Raw genomic sequence first — 19,645 nt, forward strand, 5'->3', positions numbered from 1 at the left:
AGCCCCGTCCCCAACCGCTTCGATGATATCGATCGGAACCATCTCGAAACATTGGCCCAGATCGTGGAAGAGAGTATCGACTGGTCCAAAATGAAATAAACAGAGGCCGCTCCGATCGGGGGCGGCCTTTTTCATCGTTCCATATAGATACGGTAAGCGCGACGGATCTCCTCTTTCATCCACTCGGGATAGGGGGACGAATCCAATTCATCCATCCGGGTCCAGTGATAACTGTCGTGCTCAGCACTCAGTTTCACTTCGCCCACCGGTTGTCGACAAGCGAACTTGATGATAATCAGGTGCTTCTCTTCCTGAAGGTCATCATAGATGTAAGCAGGACCCACCACCCGGATGGAAAGCCCTGTCTCCTCCTGCACCTCCCGATACAGTGCCTCCATCAGGGGCTCCGCAGGTTCCAATCCCCCTCCGGGAAAATCCCACCCGTCTCTCCATCCCACCGTCGGCGGCCCGGGCGATCAACCGGTCCCGTTCATCTGCCACCTTGGTTTCCAGAACGATGATGATCCGCCCTTTCTTGATCACCCGGGTTTGGGAAGTCAACCACCCTTCCACCGCCGGTTTCAGGAAGCTTATATTCAGATCGAGGGTGACCGATCGTCGATCCCGACCCACTTCCTGAAAGACCGAGGAGCCCATCGCCGTATCGATGAAAGTGGCGGTAATTCCCCCGTGAAGGATCTTGTACCGGTTTTTCATTTTCGTCTGTCACCAACATCCGGTGAATATATGCTCCCTCTTATTCATCATATCCCGGAGACTGGAAGTTCATCATTTCTTCAATATAGGCCAACAGGCTAATCCGTGTCCGTTTAAACGCCTTCACTTGTTTGTGTATCGTTTCCCGTTCGTTGGCGTTCAGATCCTGCAATTCTTTCAACAAACCGTCCAGGGTCATCTTTGTACCCTCTTTTCAATCCTCATCAGTGATCAAAATTGGATCACATCACTTGGTGCGGATCCGGCTGTAGCAATTGTACTCCCCTCTCGTTATACCATAAAAACCCTCCGCGGAAAATGAAAAAGACCGGTGAATGTTACACCAGTCCGAACTCGACATCCCCATTATCAAGTACCTGCTGCAACCCTGCACTGGTCGGGCCCTAATACAGACAAATCGGAAAATAAAACTTTCCTACTATTACCTATTGTTCTTAAATTGGATAAAATCGGGGTTGATGATTGTTATTTCAAATAGGGTAGGTGATTTTTTGAGGTTTTTAACCCGGTTAAAGAGAATGTTGTTTGATCGGCGGGGTTCACAAACCATTGAGTATGTTACTATTTTAGCGGCTGGTGCTACATTGGCGATGATTCTTCTATCCGTTATCGACAGCAAGGAGATCAAAGGAACTTTAATTCAGAAAATCGAACAGGCCATGTCACTTAACGGAAGTGCCACCGAGGGCAAGGATGGTACTGATGACAGCCCCGGGTGGGTCACCAGGGGTGTAGACTCTGTAAAAAACGGTTGGAATCGTTTAACGGGGTTGTCCTCGGATGCAAAGGAATCCCTGAAGGTTCAACGGACGATGAATCTGGATATCCAGGGCAACAGCGGTTTTGGCGGGCCAAAAGGTGGGGGCCCGCGAGGCGCAGGCGGCCACGTTGACAACGGCGGCGGTTACAGGGGTGACGGAAGGAATGCGAAAGAGAGCCCATCATTTTTTGAACGATTTACCGGGTGGTTTGATAATAAATGGAACAGCCTTACAAAAAGGTTTAAGGGTGATGGAGGAGGTAGTACAGGCGGCGGAAAACCATCGAATAACGGTAAGGGAAAGAAATCGTTTAAAAGCCCGGAGCTAAAAATTAATGGTAAACAATTTGGGAAAAAGTCAGGTAAACATGCTCAAGATTATGGTTTGGATCCTAAAGTTCCTGAAAATCGCCAATGGATAAAAAATCACATTAAAAATATACATAAATCGCCTAATGAGGTTAGACAAGGCTCTTGGAGAGGTATTGGAAAGAAATTGCCAGATGGTAATAGGGGCTCTGGGGATGCATTATTTTATCGTAAAGGTAATGATGTTGTAGTAACTGATATGCAAGGTAACTTTATAACTCCTTTAAAAGATGGCGCAATAATGAATGCTAGGTTTCGAAATGCAATAAGGGTATTTGGTGATTAATGTTTTCAAAGTAGGGCTGTTGATTAACCAAAAAATAGGCGGTGGAGGAAGTCGTGTACTGCCATAGCGAGACCTGGGAGCGGAAGCGACCTTGGCGAGACTTGTGCCCTGTGGGTGCAAAGTGACCTTTGCACCACAAGCACTACAATCTTAAATTCAAGGTTGCGCCATGGGCACTACAATTTGAAATTAGGGATGCGCCACAAGCACTACAATCCAAGGGAGCTGAAGCTCTAGATGAAGGTAGCCATCCTACCCAGCGGAGAATCTGAAGGGAGGGGCGTTTAGGGGTAACATTCTTCCTTGAAATACTTCCGAAAGGCTTTGCCCCTGCCCCGACGGTCAGATTTGGAGCGGCCAGTCATTACTTCCTTGCTGGATGGCAACGGTCGCGTGGGTGAACACGATCTCCCACCCAAAATATGGCTAATCAATACGCCTGAGATTTTACGAAAGGTGCATACAATGATGGGAAATGACGGATATCTACAATTCGTTCAACAGGAAGCAAAAAAAATAGGCAAAGTTTTTATATTGGATACAGGTGAGGGGAATGATTTTGAAGATCCAGTTACAGGATGGTATATTGAAGACTTAAGCGGATGGTTGATTGATGGTAGTCTAAGGGAGCAGTTTTTAATAGATTTAGAAGAAGGTAAACACTGGGATACATTTGATGAATCATATGTTTTTGTCGAATGGAATATAAAGGACAACAGTGAGATTGAAATAAAGTTTGTGAAGTATCCTTCGTATGAATAAGTGATTTGGTAGGTTTGAGATTGAATGAATTTTAAATCGGCAAGAATGTTATGTAAATACGGTGAAACATTGTCAACTGTGCAAGCGCCTAATGAAATGATATACCAGACCCAAAGCACGATGTGTGACACTGTGACCAACCGCTGCAGACGCTGATGCTCTCCCCGGTGACGGAAGCCACGCCCTCAGAGGCGAGTTAGACGGCGTAAGCGGCGATCTCCGATCCTTTGATGAACCGTTTCAGCGCCTATTTGCAACAGATGCTTATTCAAGGCTTCCTCCTTGGAAATCCCCTCTTCCTGTGCCAGATGCGCCAATTGGTTTTGCACCAGCGGGGTGTCCACCCCTGGACAAGCGTTGTAATTGAGTGTGTTCTTGGACTCGCTTCCGCTGTTCTGAGGAGCCAAAGACGCACCATGAAGCCCCGCTGTCTCACTAATCCAGATAGAATGGAACACACACCGTGAAGAAACAAAAGTTGAAGCTGCAAACCCGAATCATCTTGTTGGTCTTGATTCTGATCGTGATTGTAGTGGCGGAGATGACAAACATCCCGACTCTGTCCATAGGGGTCGGGATGTTTGTTATGGTGACGAGAGGAATTCTATGTCGAATCATTCTAATGATCCAATTATACTGCTTTCACCAGAAATAGGTAACTTACCCTGCGATGGAATTGACCCGGAACCAAGCCATTCATTTTAAAACGGTACTTTCTTCAATTCGGAACTCACAAAAGTTGACAAAGTGATTTGCAACTCCTCCTCGACACCATCAATTAATGAAATTCGCCCATCGGTCATGTTTATAGAATCTTTCAGAATACCTTCAACAAGATACTTCAATCCGGCATCAGCCATCAGTTCAATTTGTGAAAACCATTCAATCAGCTCGTACCTAACCGACGGTGATTGTTCAAAAATCATAGCCCGGAAGGCGGTCATTTGATAAGTGGAGAAAGTATCAATCCGACATAGCTCCACCTTTGGATAATCCATTTCCTGAATTCCTAACTGATGGCCAACGCAAACACAAAAAGTAAAGAACTGATTATGTTCTGTGAATATATTCTTCTTAATCAGATCTTGATAGATAGACAAGTATTCCTTTCGAACCCTGACGCGATAGCCCGATAAGTCTTGTTCCAACTTGCTCACTCCTTCAAAGCAACTGCAGTGTCACAAGAATTCAGTTCCACAATTTTTGTTACACCCGGTTCCACGCTTTCTAAAACATAAAATTTACTCCAGCAGTTACTCTGCATAAAGACTTCCTTTTCTTTGGAGCCAAATTCCCGATCGGTCACAAGTAACACCCATTGAGAACAAACCTTCGGTATGAAGGACAATAAGTTCATCTGGTGAGTGGAAGACAACCGCCCGAAAGGCGTATCCATAAACAAAGGCATCTCCAACATTTCTTTGCCGCCTGCGATTTGTGCCAAGGCGGATATAAAACTAAGAGATAATACCTGACGCTGCCCCTGTGAGATATTGGCCAAGAAGGAATACCCATAACTATTTAAAACCTCTAATGAATAATCTCTTCCCACTTTCACTTCCTTTATATTCAATTTCCCGCTTTCATCTAGCAGGCGTTTTAAATTGGAAGTGGTCATTTTCTCCAACCGAACGATCACTTCCTCCTCATACTTTTTAATCATAGATTCAATAGCCCGCATAGCTTTTGAGACAGCTTCTTGTTTTTGCGCTAACTTTTGGTGAATACCACTTTTTCTTTTCAGCCCATTTAGCTCTAACTCAAGTCGGTTCAGCTTGTTTTCCTTCTCTTGTAATATTTTTTTCTGTTGATCAATTTGCTGTTCCAAAGTCAGTTTCTCCTCAACATATTGACTTCGCTGTTTATGTAGAGACCCCAAATCGGGAAGGTTCATGTTCCGAAGACGTTCACCTAAGTAATCCATATCCTTCTTAACGGACTCCGTCTCCCTCCCCTTTCTTTGCACCTCTTCCAATAAATAATCCAACTCACTTTCCCTATCTTCTAAATACCCTATGAGCTTATTGATTTCGGAGTTCAGTTGATAAAAATAACGTTTTTCAACCTTAGATGAGAGAGTTTTCTCTAAAGATTTTATCCGGTCAAAGGCAGGCGTACCCTTTCGTACTTCAGTACCACATATACAAGTCATTTCTTTGAGAATATCACGGAGAAGTTCAACACTCACCTCGACCCCATCCTGGTGATTGTCTATGAGGATGTCCAAATGTCTATTGACACGAAGAAGAGTATCTTTTGCCAGAAGCAGCTGCAAAATCCCGTTGAAATCACGCAGCCGTCGCAAGGACCCGTGATACTCCACTCTTTTTTCTTTCAAGTTTCTCTCAAGTAATTGATATTGCTTAATCTGCTCCGCGCCCTGCTGATGATTTTCTAACTCTGCTTCAATTTCCTCAATTTTTTCCTCCTTCGTCAGCAACTGATCCATTAATTGTTGAATCATACCACGAGTCTTATTTTGTCTGGCCTCCACTTCGATCTTTTCCTGAAGTTTCTTTCTGTAATCTCCAGTGGAATGTTTTTGCAATTTTTTTGTCAGTTTATCATTTAACATACGGATGATTTTTTGCGCTTTCAAAAGTTGATCAATGTTTAACAAGTTTTTAATCCCATACTCTATTTCTTTTCGCTGATGTTGTGAAACTCTTGTCAATCGCTCGATTCTCTCACCGTCGAAGAAAAAATAGTTCTTGACCCGAGAATCCAAAATCCTGTTGACAAATTGGTCCACTTTTTGTGGATCGGTTTCGGGGAGCCCTTGATTGGAGGACAGAAGCACCTGTTTCGGCTGCTCAGTAATTGTCCCTCCTTCATCTTGAATAGAGAGCATCGACCTTTTTAAAGTATAATCGGCTCCTTCATGTACAAACTCCACCGTCACCGAGCTGGTTACTCCTTTGTTCTCCAACCTCAAATCTTCCTGGAGAGCTTTGGTATTGGCCAAAATGATTTTGGAACCGGCAGGATCCTGATCCAAATGAATATCCCCATAGAGGGCAAACAGAAGGCCGCGATAAATCCCGGTTTTTCCTCGTCCATTTTCCCCCAGGATCACCGTCACCAGTCGATGATCTTGAAATCCAGCAAATTGGATCGTCTGTATGCCGTAGAATTGCCGGAAATGATCAAAAGTCATCTTTTTGATGATCATTCCTTTCCCTCCCTTTCATCTCCACTATACTGATTTATCAATCTCCCGCTCCAATTTTTTTGATAAGGTTTCCACGGAAAGATTTTTTCCGCTTGCTAATTCCACTGCTTTGATAACGATCTCTTGTGTCAAGGATTTTTCATCAGAAATCATCTCTCTTAACTGACCAAGCAAAATGTCATCAGCATTCCGACTCATAATCTAACCCCCTGGGCAATGAACGGATAATCAACTCATCACCTATTTTTTGAAAAGCGGCCTGACCACTTTCCACTTGCTGATCCACTTCCTGTAGCAGTTCCCCGTCAGATGAATATTGATATTCGATCAGCTTTTCGGATAGATCCTTCATCTTGGCCGCTCCATCAAAATCAGATTGAAGTACATATTCAACAAAACCCGTATTGCTTCTGATGTCTTTCCGGTTTTCCTTTTTTGTTACAATATGGCCTCTGGCCCCCAGCAAGAGAAAATCCCCATCCTTTCTTATACAATCTATTAACAAGTCCCGGGTCCAGGGTAATTCAATATCCAAGTCCGGAAGGTCCTCCGGCATTAAACACTTATCGATCGATACAAATGGATGACCAAACACCTCCTCCTCTTCATCCAAAACACTCATAACCTGCCTCCTCAGTTGTTCAGATTTACTATCATTCCACCCCAGTACATCACGGTGTATATATTCTCCATATCTCCCCCGTTTATAGTAGAAAATTTCCTCGGAATAGATGAGCGCATTGTCAAAGGATTGAGGACGCCCGCCCACTTCTTCTGTCAGCCAATGAAGCACCTCTTCACGATCAACCACTGTCTGTTCCGCCAGGATGAACTCCTCAACCAGAGAGACAACCGTCAATGATTCAGATTCCACCCCTTTTCTTGCAATATGGGGGTACCGGATAAATTCAAATTGATTTTTAAAAAGCAATTTTAAAAGGTTATACAGCATATAGCTGGAACGAATCCCTTTAGACAAGCAGTAGGCTTTATTCTCTTTGAACAAACCGTTGATTTGAATGGAAGACAAATCCGTCAGCTTTTCTTTGATCTGATCAGCAATATTTTGAAGAGAATCCTGTTCAATCTCCTCGTAGAATTCAAGTAATCCATACTTGCCGAGATCGACTTGGATAAAGTCTTTAGCAGCATTCAGTGTAAACTGTAGGGTAAACAGCTTCCATCCTTGATTATCACAAAACTCCTGTCTCAACTCATCAAGCGAAACCGCTGTTCCTCTTTCACGAATGTAATCTTTGATCAATTCTTCGTTTCGTATATTAACATAGGAACCCAATTTAACTACTTTAGGAAACTTCGGGAATGAAACGATGTGAGAACAATGTCGTCTGAGAAGTGAATACAAGGCATACTCATTGGGGATATTCCGCTTATTCATTTCCTCTTGATTCCGATTATAAAAAGGATAGATGGAAAAGACTTGGCGACTACTTAACTTCTCTGCCATCTCTTCCGCCAATCCCTGCAGGAAATCAACATCCTCCTGGACAAACATCCGGTGGATGTAGACCCCCCGTCCCCATAGATAGAGGTCCTCCAACTGTTCACGGGTACAGATGGAGGTGAATTCTCTGCCCTTTTTAAACAGTCCTGGAATTAACCGATTCGCTCTTTCAACCAAGAGATTGGCTTCCTTGTAAACTTCTATTCCTTCTTTAAATTCTTTCATCACGATCAAGACCATATTTTTCTTTTTGTACTTTTTCAGGATAAATCGTTGATCTGAAACCTGCTCCAAACGTGGATAAACATAATGACGAATGGAGTCAACAGGTAAATTCCATTCTTCAGCGCATGAATTCATCCATGTTTCAATTTCCTTTTGTGTCCATAAAGAACCTTCCAATTGTCTATCTACTGACTTTACAATTTCTCTCTCCATTTTCAACAGATCCTTCGGACTGCAATTTGTTAGAATCCAACGATCGAAAGCCAAGTGAACACCCTGATGTTCTAACACTTCTAAAATCAAGTAATTTCGAAAAGAGCGTTCCCTAACCCATTTGTTAGAAAGACGACCTTCGTTTTTCTCCAACCGATCCAATATTCCTTTCCACCACTTGCGCCCCAATGCTGCGATTTTGTTTACTGCTTTTTTCACTATCTGACGAATTCTTTCTCGAGTAAGTCCATACTCTTGCCCCAATTCCTCCAAGGTGAAACGTTTGCCCTTTAAATCACTCTCATAGCGCTTACGGAACATTTCTAACGCTCGAGAACTCATATTTAATTCATCACAGATACTGTTATGTGATAACATTTCATCTAATCGACGGGCAAATCGATTAAATTCATAGTGTAGCAACTCTTCCTCATCCATCGATTCAATGATCTTCTGTTCTTCTTCCTCTTCTTTTGCCCGTTCCACTTTGACTTGTAGATATTTAGTGAATTTATCCAACGACTTTTTACCCACTTGTGGAATGTAAGTTAAATCCATCAAATCACTTGGAAGTTGATCATATTGCTTGATCCCATTCGTTTTTAAACTCTCCACCATCCCGGGACAGGTTGGAAAATCGGATACATCCAGTGATTGTTTCCTAAGGTTTGAGGGCAATACCAAACTTATAGAACCAAAATGGAGCTCACCTTCTTTTAACCCATATTCTTGATCCTTGTTTAACTTTTCCGCAAACACATCCTGTAGTAACAAAAAGAATTTTTTTATGCGCCCGGGCCCAACCCCCTTTAATTGTGCCTGGAAAACAGAAAGGTCATTTGGTAGATCGGATACCTTTTGGATCCCCAATTCCCTTTTCATTCCGTTGATCAATGATTGACACCCGGGAAACTTCTGATGGCTCAGTTTCATTCCCAGCTCATCAGGAGGAATAACAAGTTTCTTACCTTCAAAACATACTGTTTTTTGCTCCACCATCCCCTCCTCAGTCATAAGCGAAAAATGCTTTGACAATATGTTCATCGTCTCGTAAAAAGCCTCTTGAGTTACCCACTGAATGGAATCTAAGGGCAAGTGATTCATCTGACTGACCTGATGGATACCAAAACGTTTAAAATTGGATTGTACAGAAATCGGAAGCACCTCTTCCACAGGCCTCTCCAGTGGGTGATCGCTATAGATCCAGCGCAGCGGCTTGTCATGGTGCAAATCAACAATTTGCTGTAACTCTCCTCCAAAATGAACTCCAAAAAACCACAATTGGCTTGTTAAATTATAAAATCCTCTCCGGTTTTGCCGATACCAATCCCGCAGACCTTCCACGGTGATATCGGAAAAGGTTTGGATCCCTGTATAAGCGGAAAACTCTGTAACAGGACTCGATTCAAATCGATGGACAGACCACCCTTGCAAATGCTCCGGAATGATGAGCTGATCAGATTCTCCTTTTGCTTCAGGAATCAATGCGTCTCTTATCTTGGACTCGCCGTTGACTTTTTCCTCAGCTCGGTCTGTCTGAGCCGATTGTCCACTTTTCCCTTCCGATTTCGGAACATTCTTCGATGCCTTTACCAATAGGAACCAACCTGGTCGTCTGCCAGTTGCACGCCCCCCTTTCTTTGAGAAACGAAAATAGATTTGATATTTCTTTAAAGGAAAAAGAATCTTGTTTAACTCCCATCCGCCAATCACCCATAGTGAGCCACCAGCACCCCGTTTATCGATGGGATCCAATCCGTGTTCCTTTAGATATGCGATCAAGTCAAAGGGGCCATCCTTTTCAAGTTCACCTTCGTTCTCCAGATTACCCCGGTCATCAACCATCGTGGTGGAGGGCGCATTCTCCTTAGAAGCTCTTTTGATCAACCATTCTTCCATACTGCTCAGCTTCTCCTCCAGCGTCTGACTGATCACCCGCTCGATCTCTGCTGTATCCACCCCTCTGTCCACCGGGGGATGGCGGTAGGGGGGCGCCTGAAAGTCGGCGCTCCCATACACCTCCATCCACCAAACCGCCAGCTGGTACAAGTAGCGGTGGGCCCTTAGAGATTCCTCCACCGTGCCGTAACCGTTCTGATGGGCGGCTTTGTTTCCTTCCAGCCGGAGCATTTCCATCGCGTCAAAGATCGTTTCCGTGATGAACCCTTCCCGCTTCAAGGCTCGGGTTCGCTCGGCCAGGTTTTCATAGACATCGACGACTCCCTCCTCTTTCAGCAACCAATCCACGATCCCTTCCAGCCATTTGCGGCTTCGGATGAGGGCGGAGGGCGGATCGTCGTAGACCATCCGCTCCACAGCCTCTGCTTCCCTGGCCGCCGCCGGTTGCCATCCGTCCAAAAAGGCGAAAAGAGGTTGTTCCTTCATACTACCGATGCCACTCCCCTCGGTTAAAGTGTTTTCGCTTCGCTGAGACACATCAGATGGGCCTGCTTCATGACGGTTTCGATTGCGTCCTGCTGTTGATCCGGCGGGTATCCGTACTTTTTCAACAAGCGCTTGATGTTGACCCGCATCTTGGCCTGGACGCTCTCGCGCAGGTTCCAGTCGATGCTCATATCATTTTTGATAGCTCGGGTCAGATCCCGCGCAATCTGTTTCAAGATGTCGTCCTCCATCATTTCCTTGGCGGAGCTATTGGTAGCCAGGGCATCATAGAAGGCCACTTCTTCCTTAGACAGGCCTAAGTCTTCCCCCCGACGGTGAGCCTGGTTCATCTGTTTAGCCAACTCGATCATCTCTACGATCACCTGAGTAGTTTCAATCGCCCGGTTCTGGTATTTGACAATCGCTTGCTCCAACAACTCAGAGAATTTTTTAGCCTGAACCATGTTGTCTCGTTGCACCGTTCGGACTTTCCCTTTGAGGAGGCGACGGAGCAATTCGACTGCCAAGTTTTTCTGTTCCAATCCTTTGACCTCTTCCAAAAATTCGTCAGACAGAATCGCGATATTCGGCTTATTCAGTCCAACAGAACCCAACACGTCGACCACACCCTCAGAGATGACGGACTTGGACACCAGCTGGTTGATTTCCGCATCCAACTGGGCGGCCGATTTGCGCCGACTGTCGGCGGGGATCAGCTTAACGATACCGGATTTGATCGCTTTGAAGAGCCCGATCTCCCGGTTGATCCGCTTCGCTTGTTCTGTCGTAGAACAGAGGGCATAGGCTTTAGCCAGTTCCGTCACCCACTGCATAAACTTCTTTTTCTCCTCTTCTTTCAAGCCGAGTACCACATCTACTCCCTGGGTAATGACCCGCATCCGATCCGCCGGGCCACCCGTCAGGAACAGACGATAGTCGAAGCCGTGGAGGAGATCCCGAATCAAGTCGTACTTCTCTAGCAACACCTCCACCGCTTGCTCTGTATCCACCCCAGTAGTGCGACGGTCACTCTCGGTATATTGGGTAAGGGCGGTCTTCAGAGAATCAGCGATCCCGATGTAGTCCACCACCAACCCGCCGGGCTTGTCTTGGAACACCCGGTTCACCCGGGCGATGGCCTGCATCAGGTTGTGGCCCCGCATCGGTTTATCCACATACAGAGTATGCATGCAAGGGGCATCGAAACCGGTTAGCCACATATCGACCACGATCACCATGGCGAGAGGATCCTCTGGGTCCTTCATCCGCTTGGCCAGCATCTCCCGTTGCTTTTTGGTCGTGTGATGAGGGCGCATCTTCTCCTCATCCTCCGCTTTCCCACCGGTGAAGATCACCTTGATCTTCCCGTGCTCCAAGTCGTCGCTGTGCCAGTCCGGCCGCACTTGGATGATAGCATCGTAAAGATCGACAGCGATACGGCGGGACATGGTGACCACCATCCCTTTACCGGAAATGGCTTGCTGCCGCTCCTCAAAGTGATGGACGATGTCTTGGGCCACCTGCCGCACCCGTTTCTCCGAACCGACCAAGGCTTCCAACCGGGACCACTTGGATTTTAGTTTTTCCCGCTCTTCCGCCTCCTGGTACTCGGTGATCTCCTCATACTCATCATCCAGACGGGGTTTCTCCGCATCAGACAGCTCCAATCTGGCGATGCGGCTCTCATAGTAGATCTTCACCGTGGTCCCGTCTTCTACGGCCCGGGTCATATCGTAGATGTCTATGTAGTCACCGAAGACGGCGGGAGTGTTCTTGTCCGCCAGCTCCACCGGAGTGCCGGTAAAGCCGATGTAAGAGGCATTGGGCAAGGCATCCCGCATGTATTTGGCATGGCCGAACTTCACCTGGGCCTGATCCTTCTTTTTCACCACTCGTGCCTTGAAGCCATATTGACTACGATGGGCTTCATCAGCGATGACGACCACATTCCTGCGGTGGGTGATCGCACTCAGGGTCTCCCCTTCCTTATCTGGGGCAAATTTGTGAATGGTGGTAAAGATGATGCCTCCAGACTCCCGATTCAGCAGATCCCGCAAATGCTCCCGATTGTTCGCCTGTTTTGGTTGTTCCCGGAGTAACTGTTGCGAGCGGCTAAAAGTACCGAAGAGCTGATCGTCCAGGTCATTACGGTCGGTGAGGATGACCAGGGTGGGATTGTTCAGCTCCTGCATCAGTTTACCGGCATAGAAGACCATGGACAAACTTTTGCCCGAGCCTTGGGTGTGCCAGATCACCCCGATCTTGCGATCCCCCTCCTCCTCTGTCGCCCGCAGAGTGCTCTCCACTGCCTTGTTGGCGGCGTGGTACTGATGGTACCCTGCCAGGATCTTGGAAGTATGGCGGCCATCGGTCTGGAACAGGAGGAAGTGGCGCAGGAGATCCAACAGCCGGTGCGGGTAGAGCATCCCCTTGATCAGCACTTCCATCTGGGGAATGCTGTCGGGAGCCAGCTCGACGCCGTCCATGGTGCGCCACCACATGTAGCGGTCCTCATCCGCCGTCAGCGTCCCCACCCGGGCGTTGGTCCCGTCGCTGATGACGGAAAAGGCGTGGGTGGTGAACAATTCAGGAACCCAGGATTTGTAGTTTTGGATCTGGTTGTAGGCGTGGGTCAACTTCTTCTCTTCATCGAGAGCGCTTTTCAATTCAAACAGCACCAGGGGCATCCCGTTGACGAAGAGAATCACGTCGGTGCGGACGGGTTTGTGGCCGTATCCCTTCCACACGCGAAACTGGTTGACCGCCAACCAGTTGTTGCGTTCCGGCCGATCATAATCCAACAGCCACACCTTGTCCGTCTTGATACTGCCGTCCTCCCGCCGGAGCTGCACATCCACCCCCTCAGTCAGCATACGGTGGAAGGCCAGGTTGTTCTCCAACAGATCCATCCCTTGGGGAATCTTCACCCTGCGCACCGCTTCCTCGATTCCTTCCGGCGGGATATGAGGGTTGATCCCGGTCAGCGCCTCCCGCAAGCGCTCCTCCAGGATCACCTCCCCATAATCCCCCCGCTCTGGATACTCCCCCTCTGGGGAGATCTCCGGCCCGGAAGCCCTCTCAAACCCCAACTCCTCCAACCAATCCATCACCGCTGGCTCATCCAGCTTCGGTTCCGTCAATTCGTTCATGGGATGCCTCCTCTTCGATGGGTACACGAATCTCTCCGGACATCAGCTTGGGCAACAGGGTATCGCGGAGGGATTGTAGGGTTTGCGTTTCCAGCTGATGACTATATACCTTTTCGACTATTCCTTTTATTATCTCATTGTATTCTTCCTGCACTTTGATCGGCGGGACTATTACCTTGATTTCTTTAAAGGCTTTCTTACTGATTTCTAAAAAAGTACTTCCATTGGCTCGACCCTCAACGTCTTCTTTGTAATACTTAATCCAAAACATTAGGTGATAGTTAGAAAGGTCTTTATCACAAATGATATTAATAAACCCTTGATTTGTACTGATTTCTTTCATTGCGATTGAGCTGTAGCCGATTGTAGCACGACTCGTCATTAGTACTGTACCTATTGGAAGCAACTTAGCTGAACTTTTCTCCAAACCCAACTTGGTTATCTTTCGTGATGTATCAAAGATCACTGAACTGTCCATCGATGTCATATCCGATGGTGTCGCCCATAGGATATTTCCATTCTCCCAGTACTCAGGCACTTTGGTTTTTGGTGTTCCACCTCCGGTAATTGTACAAACTTCACCGATCGTTTTCACCTCCCACCCCTTCGGAATCAACCCCAACTCACTTTCCACGAACTCCCCGTCTCGGAAGGGTTCGTAGTCAACGAACCAGGATTGGAACAGAGCCTGGGCTATGGATTCCAGAGTCTGGTTCATCCGGTTGTTGATCTCGATTTTGTCATCCAAGGCGGAGAGGATGGCAGCGATTTGTTTTTGCTTTAGTTTGCTAGGCCAACTTACACGGATGGGATGAACATGATTCCGGTTTAATGTGGGATTGGCTGATCCTACATTATAACTTTCCAAATGAAGAGTTTTTAAAAAGTAGTATATAAATTTCGGATGGTTTCCTTTGAAATCTTTAACCCACAGGGTGGTATCATGGGGCCAATAGTCCTTATCAATGAAAAAAACAGTACCGAGTGTGCCTTTGCGATCGACAATCACTCCAGGCCCTTCTACTTTAGATTCATTATGTGTCCCTGAAATACCACTGGATGATATAACAGGAAAATTACCAGGCTCCATTTGTTTCTTTGTAATGTCAAAACCACGTTGGAGTGTTAAAACATTGCCCAAGTAAGTCTCTTCCCATCCCTCAACACCCATCCCTCATCACTCCTCCCGTTCCACTCCGGTTCAAAACTCAAAGCCGATCTTTTTCAGATTGCGGCGGATCTCTTCTTCCAGCTGTTGTGACTTAGCGAATTGTTCCGCCAGCTCTCCGGTGAGGCGGGTCATCTTCTCCTCGAAGGGCTCGCCGTCGCCCTGGACTTCTTCGATGCCCACATAGCGACCGGGAGTGAGAATGTAATCATGGGTACGCACTTCCTCCAGGGTGGCTGCTTTGCAGAAGCCCTTCACATCCTTGTACTCTCCGGCTTCTCGTTGTCCTCTCCAAGCGTGATAGGTGTCTGCCACCTGGCGGATGTCTTCCTTGCTGAATTCCTTGTGGATACGGCTCACCATGTGGCCCAGTTTGCGAGCGTCGATAAAGAGGATCTCCCCTCTCGATGACCCTGAGCCGCTTTGTTCTTGGTGAGGAACCAGAGACAGACTGGGATCTGGATGGAATAGAAGAGCTGTCCCGACAGGGTGACGATGGCATCTACCTGATCGTTTTCGATCAAGCCCTTGCGAATCGCGGCCTCGGAGGTTTGATTGGTAGACATGGAGCCACTAGCTAAAACAAAGCCCGCAACACCGCTGGGAGACAATTTGGAGACCATGTGCTGAATGCAAGCATAGTTGGCGTTGCCTACCGGGGGAGTGCCGAACTTCAAACGCTTGTCCTCAGTCAATCGTTCTCTACCCCAGTCGCTGACGTTAAAGGAAGGATTAGCAAAAATGTAATCGGCGCGTAGGTGCTGGTGCAGATCTTCGTGGAAAGTGTCCGCCGGTTTATTCCCCAAGTTGCCGTCGATGCCCCGAATAGCCAGGTTCATCTTGCACAATCGCCAGGTGGTGGGGTTGGACTCTTGACCATAGACGGCCACATCCCCAATCCTCCCCTGATGGGCACGGATGAAAGATTCGCTCTGGACGAACATACCTCCCGACCCGCAGCAGGGGTCATAGATGCGCCCTTTGTAGGGTTCGATCATTTCCACGAGTAGCTTGACCACCGTACGGGGAGTGTAGAACTGGCCGCCGTTTTTCCCTTCGGCGCTGGCAAAGCGACTGAGAAAATACTCATAGACCCGTCCCAGCACATCCTTGGCCTGACTCTCCTTGTCTCCTACTGGAAAAGAGAAAAGAGCGATGATCTCCCCAATGGGTTTTGTCCAGATCGGGAAGCGCATAATCCTTGGGCAACACATTTTTAAGCGAAGGGTTATCCTTTTCGATGGCCACCATGGCATCGTCGATGATGCGGCCGATTTCTGGCTTTTTGGCGTGGTCCCGGATGTTTTTCCAACGAGCCTCCCTGGAAACCCAGAAAATATTGTTGGCTAGATACTCATCCGGGTCTTCCGGATCGGCCATTCATCCTGAGACAACCGCTCATATTCCTCTTCAAAGGCATCAGATATGTATTTTAAGAACAACAATCCCAGGACGACGTGCTTGTACTCGGCGGCGTCCATGTTGTTGCGTAGTTTATCCGCCATTTCCCACAGTTTTTTTCAAAACCCAAATGGGCATCATTGGTGGTGGTCGACATGATGTTCCCCTCTCATTGGTACATTTGCTGTTCAATCGCCGTCCGCTTTCTTTTCCAGCGTTCCTCCGCCTCACGGATTGTCTCCCGGAGGTGCTCCCACTCCTGTCGGTATTCTTCAATCAATCGCTGTTGTTTCTCTGGATCCGGCCAGGGGATCTCCAACTCGCCGATATCCCCTGGATTGATATTCATCACCGTTCCCCCCCGTTGAAAGCTTTTGACCAGGGCAGCTCCGACAGGGCTTTCCAAAAATATTTTGGCCCAGGTGCTATCCATCCCTTCCTTAAAGCGCAGAACAATCATATTGGCGGAGGCGATGACAGTACGGGGCAGCTGATCGATGACGGCAAATTTGTTGACGGTTCCCCGGCAAGTCATGACCAGATCCCCCGGCTCTAGCTCATAGCGACGGACCTTGCGCCGGTCCTCGGCGATCGTATCCAGCCCGTCCCAAAGGACTTCCCCCTCTTCCAGATTGGAGATGTTGAGGACGGCAATCTCTCCGGGGCGAATATCTTTTTTCATAATCGATTTGCCCCGGAAAATCTCCGCCACTTCCTTCAATTTGGTCTTGGGAATATCGGAAGTCTGATAACGGGCTAGTTCATCCTGGTTATCGGCAAGGTAAAGATCAATACGCCAATCCTTTCGATCCGCAAACCGGAGAGGGGAAACCCGCTGCTCCATCTCCGTCGACAAGTTTCCGTCTTTCCATGTCATACGCCCAAGGATTACTTGAGACACTGGTTTTTTGGACATGGTGATCCAATAAGCCCGGATCCCAGTCCAGGGGCGCAGGCTCCCCTCAGGCAAAGCCTCGATTCTTCCTACTTGAAAGGACTTGCTCAGTTCTTGGCGTAGTCTGGCCAATCCCGCACCACCAAAGGTCAATTTGGCTGGTGCAATCAGGTGGAGGGTTCCATTTTCCGTCAGATGACGGAGAAGGTTTTCTACAGCGATTCCTTCTGTTTCATGGGTCCAAAACTGACCCTCGGTCTCGGCAGGGTTCAACCTCCCCCCGAAGTCCGGTACGGAAAAGACCTTATCATATAAAGGAAGCTCCATCGGCTTGTAAATCGATTGAAACCGGATCTGGACATGATCTTCCCTTGCAAAAGCCAATTCCAGCAACTTATGCATGGGCCAGTGCTCTGTCGTCAACGTGATCAAGTCATCCCGATAGCTCTCAACTAAGGATTTCAGTCCGGGTAAAAACTTCTCTGCTTCAGTGATCAGAAGGGAACGGGGGGATGTCGCTTCATCCCGGATGCGTTCCGCAAAGGTGGAGACCAGCATCTCCGGTAGCAACAGCGTGTAACCCTGGTCCCCCCGGATCAATTCTGTGACCGTGTCGATCACATCCAGATCTTTTAACAGATGGTAGCATTGATAGAATAGATCCCGGTCCCCGGGAAAATGGCCCAGCTTTCCTTCCACCTGCTCTTTCATCACTTCAAACAGCCGGTCGGGATCCCTAGATGAACTTGGGGACTCCTGTAGAGCCCGATCCGTCCACCAGACCCGGAGTGCCTCTATTAAATGCGTTTCTGACCTGACCAAGCCCCGTTCATTCATCGTGTTTAAAAAGCGTTGGAGAGGTGGACGCATCCGGTCACCCCCTTCGGAAACCATTTCCAACGCACAAGAATAGTATATGACATCGTTTTTGGTATTTCAATACTAAAAAATAGAGGATACAATATTCCTGCAGAAAGAACGGCTGAAGATCAGAAGAAGAGATTCAAAGGAAGATCAACCGATCTTTCTCTCCATCGGGTATTCCACCTGCCATGGGTGTCATGTCAGGGCTGTTGATGAACCATAAAGTGGATGGTGGGAACGAAACAATCCTTTCGTTCTTCCCATTGTCTTCATCGTAAAATATGGCTTGAGGGGACGGAGATGGGGAGATGGTAGGACGGCTCCGATCTCTTGCAAAGAGCGCAAAGGCTCTCCGCCGCCCCACCATCCCGATCTTATTTCCTTCCTAAAATAGGGCGAATCAACACGCCTGGTGTCATGTGACTCATTGATACTACCGTTTAAGGTCAGAGTCTCCTTTGGTGACTACACTAACTCCATAAAACTTCCACAATCCAGCTATCACTGGATTTTTTCTTTTTACAACCAAAGACCTATTGTTTAGAAAAGTCAAGATAAACTATCATCCAATTAACCAACAATCTTCCAAAATAGGAGGCGGGTTGATTGGATCTTTTACGTTGGCTCTTTCGGGGAATCCGATCCAAAAGAGGTTCCCCCACTGTTGAATATGTGTTTGTGATGGTAGCCGCTACGATGTTGGCAGGAATCGTGGTTGGCATTGTGAAAAGTGAGCCGGTGCAGGCATCCTTACGACAAGTCATTCTTTGCTCTGTTCCCTTCCTTTATGATGAAAACGGGGAACCTTCCTGTAAGGCCGGGAAGTACATGGCCAAAGAAGACCCTAAGCCCGAAAAGCCCGATCCTCCCGAAGATGAGTTCAGCCCTATTCCATTACATACGAAGCCCGAATCCACGCCTCCAGTAAAGCCAGTAAAGAGTGATCCTCCTTGGTATGAATGTGCCCTTAGTTGGGATTGTATCAAGAAAAAAGGGGGAGAGCTCAAAGATCATTACTTGGAGAAAATTCGTGGGGAAGCAATTCAACATTGTGGACAAGATGCTGATTGTATCCGAGACTATTTAATAAAGCGGATCGGCGCAGACACATCTAGTTTCTTAATACCCGGAGTGAGTTCTCTATCCGATAAGTGGAATCATGTATTCGGTGTCGATCCATGGTTTGAGATCGTCAGCTTCGTAGTGGATCACCCCACGTTTTCCCTTGCTACGGTTGCAACCATCATTGCTCTCTTTGTCTCCCCTCCCCTTGGGGGAACGATGTTGGTCAGTGGAGCTATTTCCGGCGGAGTGTCGTGGCTTCAGGGAAACGACTCAGACACCATCCTGCGGGATATGGGGATTGGTGGATTCGCAGGAGTCTTCGGTTATGGGGTGTTCGCCGGGGTAACCCGATATGCAGGGGCTAAATTAGCCCAATCCACACTAAATCCTTTCCTGCAAAAGTGGTTGCCTAAGATCATCGGTGGTGGCAGTGGTGGAGTGGCGGATCAGTCCACCTTTGACTGGCTGAGAGACCGCAAATTGGATTGGAGAAGTGCCACCCTTGCGGGCATGATCGGCCTGCTCATCCCCTATGCTGGAGCGATCATCGATGGGTCCCCTGCTTTGGGCAAATCATTTCAACAAATGATCCCCGGTATCTCCGGCGACGGCACACTAGCCATGCCCTGGGTAAAGAAAAACGGGCAGGAAGCGGCGGATCAATATCAATACATCAGTCCCGAAGATTGGGAGAAGATGACCCCTGAGCAAAAAGCGAAAGTGAATGA

At 47.6% G+C, this 19,645-nt stretch carries 16 protein-coding genes and 1 pseudogene; 5 read left to right on the plus strand and 12 right to left on the minus strand.

Annotated features, from left to right (window positions below; translation table 11 throughout):
* Nucleotides 1-131 precede the first annotated feature (131 nt).
* From JOD24_RS15115 to JOD24_RS15125, 3 genes are read right to left on the minus strand one after another with little or no spacing between them, the layout of a single operon-like run.
* Complete coding sequence (locus JOD24_RS15115; RefSeq protein WP_429247267.1) at nt 132-398, minus strand: NUDIX domain-containing protein; 267 nt, start codon at nt 396-398, stop codon at nt 132-134.
* Nucleotides 322-717, minus strand: coding sequence for a PaaI family thioesterase (locus JOD24_RS15120; protein WP_429247268.1), 396 nt, complete (start codon nt 715-717; stop codon nt 322-324). Before JOD24_RS15120 ends, JOD24_RS15115 begins: the two co-directional genes overlap by 77 nt.
* A gap of 40 nt (nt 718-757) precedes the next feature.
* Nucleotides 758-916, minus strand: a complete 159-nt coding sequence (locus tag JOD24_RS15125) for a hypothetical protein (protein WP_429247269.1) — start codon at nt 914-916, stop codon at nt 758-760.
* A gap of 280 nt (nt 917-1,196) precedes the next feature.
* Between JOD24_RS15125 and JOD24_RS15130 the strand changes: the two genes are divergently transcribed.
* The gene (locus JOD24_RS15130) at nt 1,197-2,153 is read left to right on the plus strand and encodes a DUF4244 domain-containing protein (protein WP_429247281.1); all 957 of its coding nucleotides are present in this window, start codon (nt 1,197-1,199) and stop codon (nt 2,151-2,153) included.
* A gap of 303 nt (nt 2,154-2,456) precedes the next feature.
* Complete coding sequence (locus JOD24_RS15135; protein WP_429247270.1) at nt 2,457-2,915, plus strand: hypothetical protein; 459 nt, start codon at nt 2,457-2,459, stop codon at nt 2,913-2,915.
* Between the two features lie 185 nt (nt 2,916-3,100).
* Here the strand turns inward: JOD24_RS15135 and JOD24_RS15140 are convergent, their stop codons facing one another.
* On the minus strand, nt 3,101-3,244 hold the full coding sequence (locus JOD24_RS15140; RefSeq protein ID WP_429247271.1) for a hypothetical protein: 144 nt from the start codon (nt 3,242-3,244) through the stop codon (nt 3,101-3,103).
* Nucleotides 3,245-3,378: 134 nt separating this feature from the next.
* Between JOD24_RS15140 and JOD24_RS15145 the strand changes: the two genes are divergently transcribed.
* Entirely contained in the window at nt 3,379-3,570 is a 192-nt protein-coding gene (locus JOD24_RS15145; RefSeq protein ID WP_429247272.1) for a hypothetical protein, read from the plus strand.
* 46 nt (nt 3,571-3,616) lie between these two features.
* On the opposite strand, the gene JOD24_RS15150 is transcribed toward JOD24_RS15145, so the two are convergent.
* From JOD24_RS15150 to JOD24_RS15185, 8 genes and pseudogenes are all read right to left on the minus strand, one after another.
* Complete coding sequence (locus JOD24_RS15150) at nt 3,617-4,063, minus strand: hypothetical protein (protein ID WP_429247273.1); 447 nt, start codon at nt 4,061-4,063, stop codon at nt 3,617-3,619.
* 5 nt (nt 4,064-4,068) lie between these two features.
* On the minus strand, nt 4,069-6,087 hold the full coding sequence (locus tag JOD24_RS15155; protein ID WP_429247274.1) for an AAA family ATPase: 2,019 nt from the start codon (nt 6,085-6,087) through the stop codon (nt 4,069-4,071).
* A gap of 24 nt (nt 6,088-6,111) precedes the next feature.
* On the minus strand, nt 6,112-6,285 hold the full coding sequence (locus JOD24_RS15160; RefSeq protein WP_429247275.1) for a hypothetical protein: 174 nt from the start codon (nt 6,283-6,285) through the stop codon (nt 6,112-6,114).
* A complete protein-coding gene (locus JOD24_RS15165; RefSeq protein WP_429247276.1) occupies nt 6,269-10,375 on the minus strand; it encodes a sigma factor-like helix-turn-helix DNA-binding protein in 4,107 nt (1,368 codons plus the stop codon). Before JOD24_RS15165 ends, JOD24_RS15160 begins: the two co-directional genes overlap by 17 nt.
* A gap of 23 nt (nt 10,376-10,398) precedes the next feature.
* The gene (locus JOD24_RS15170) at nt 10,399-13,524 is read right to left on the minus strand and encodes a type I restriction endonuclease subunit R (protein WP_429247277.1); all 3,126 of its coding nucleotides are present in this window, start codon (nt 13,522-13,524) and stop codon (nt 10,399-10,401) included.
* Complete coding sequence (locus JOD24_RS15175; RefSeq protein WP_429247278.1) at nt 13,493-14,695, minus strand: restriction endonuclease subunit S; 1,203 nt, start codon at nt 14,693-14,695, stop codon at nt 13,493-13,495. Before JOD24_RS15175 ends, JOD24_RS15170 begins: the two co-directional genes overlap by 32 nt.
* Nucleotides 14,696-14,725: 30 nt before the next feature.
* Nucleotides 14,726-16,197 (minus strand): annotated as a pseudogene (locus JOD24_RS15180) (type I restriction-modification system subunit M).
* Nucleotides 16,198-16,262: 65 nt separating this feature from the next.
* On the minus strand, nt 16,263-17,858 hold the full coding sequence (locus tag JOD24_RS15185) for a restriction endonuclease subunit S (protein WP_429247279.1): 1,596 nt from the start codon (nt 17,856-17,858) through the stop codon (nt 16,263-16,265).
* 118 nt (nt 17,859-17,976) lie between these two features.
* Here JOD24_RS15185 and JOD24_RS15190 point away from each other — a divergent pair, with 118 nt between their 5' ends.
* Nucleotides 17,977-18,075, plus strand: coding sequence for a DUF255 domain-containing protein (locus tag JOD24_RS15190; protein WP_429247282.1), 99 nt, complete (start codon nt 17,977-17,979; stop codon nt 18,073-18,075).
* Nucleotides 18,076-18,458: 383 nt separating this feature from the next.
* Nucleotides 18,459-19,645: DUF4244 domain-containing protein (locus tag JOD24_RS15195; protein ID WP_429247280.1), on the plus strand; the 1,187-nt coding region annotated here is incomplete at its 3' end.

Source organism: Kroppenstedtia sanguinis (assembly GCF_050433445.1).
Classification (GTDB): Bacteria; Bacillota; Bacilli; order Thermoactinomycetales; family DSM-45169; genus Kroppenstedtia; species Kroppenstedtia sanguinis.

Coding starts and splice junctions, on each gene's coding strand:
- JOD24_RS15170 (WP_429247277.1), bottom strand. CDS start 13,524: ATGAACGAATTGACGGAACCGAAGCTGGATGAGCCAGCGGTGATGGAT.
- JOD24_RS15115 (WP_429247267.1), bottom strand. CDS start 398: ATGGAGGCACTGTATCGGGAGGTGCAGGAGGAGACAGGGCTTTCCATC.
- JOD24_RS15125 (WP_429247269.1), bottom strand. CDS start 916: ATGACCCTGGACGGTTTGTTGAAAGAATTGCAGGATCTGAACGCCAAC.
- JOD24_RS15155 (WP_429247274.1), bottom strand. CDS start 6,087: ATGATCATCAAAAAGATGACTTTTGATCATTTCCGGCAATTCTACGGC.
- JOD24_RS15175 (WP_429247278.1), bottom strand. CDS start 14,695: ATGGGTGTTGAGGGATGGGAAGAGACTTACTTGGGCAATGTTTTAACA.
- JOD24_RS15160 (WP_429247275.1), bottom strand. CDS start 6,285: ATGAGTCGGAATGCTGATGACATTTTGCTTGGTCAGTTAAGAGAGATG.
- JOD24_RS15185 (WP_429247279.1), bottom strand. CDS start 17,858: ATGCGTCCACCTCTCCAACGCTTTTTAAACACGATGAATGAACGGGGC.
- JOD24_RS15130 (WP_429247281.1), top strand. CDS start 1,197: ATGATTGTTATTTCAAATAGGGTAGGTGATTTTTTGAGGTTTTTAACC.
- JOD24_RS15120 (WP_429247268.1), bottom strand. CDS start 717: ATGAAAAACCGGTACAAGATCCTTCACGGGGGAATTACCGCCACTTTC.
- JOD24_RS15165 (WP_429247276.1), bottom strand. CDS start 10,375: ATGAAGGAACAACCTCTTTTCGCCTTTTTGGACGGATGGCAACCGGCG.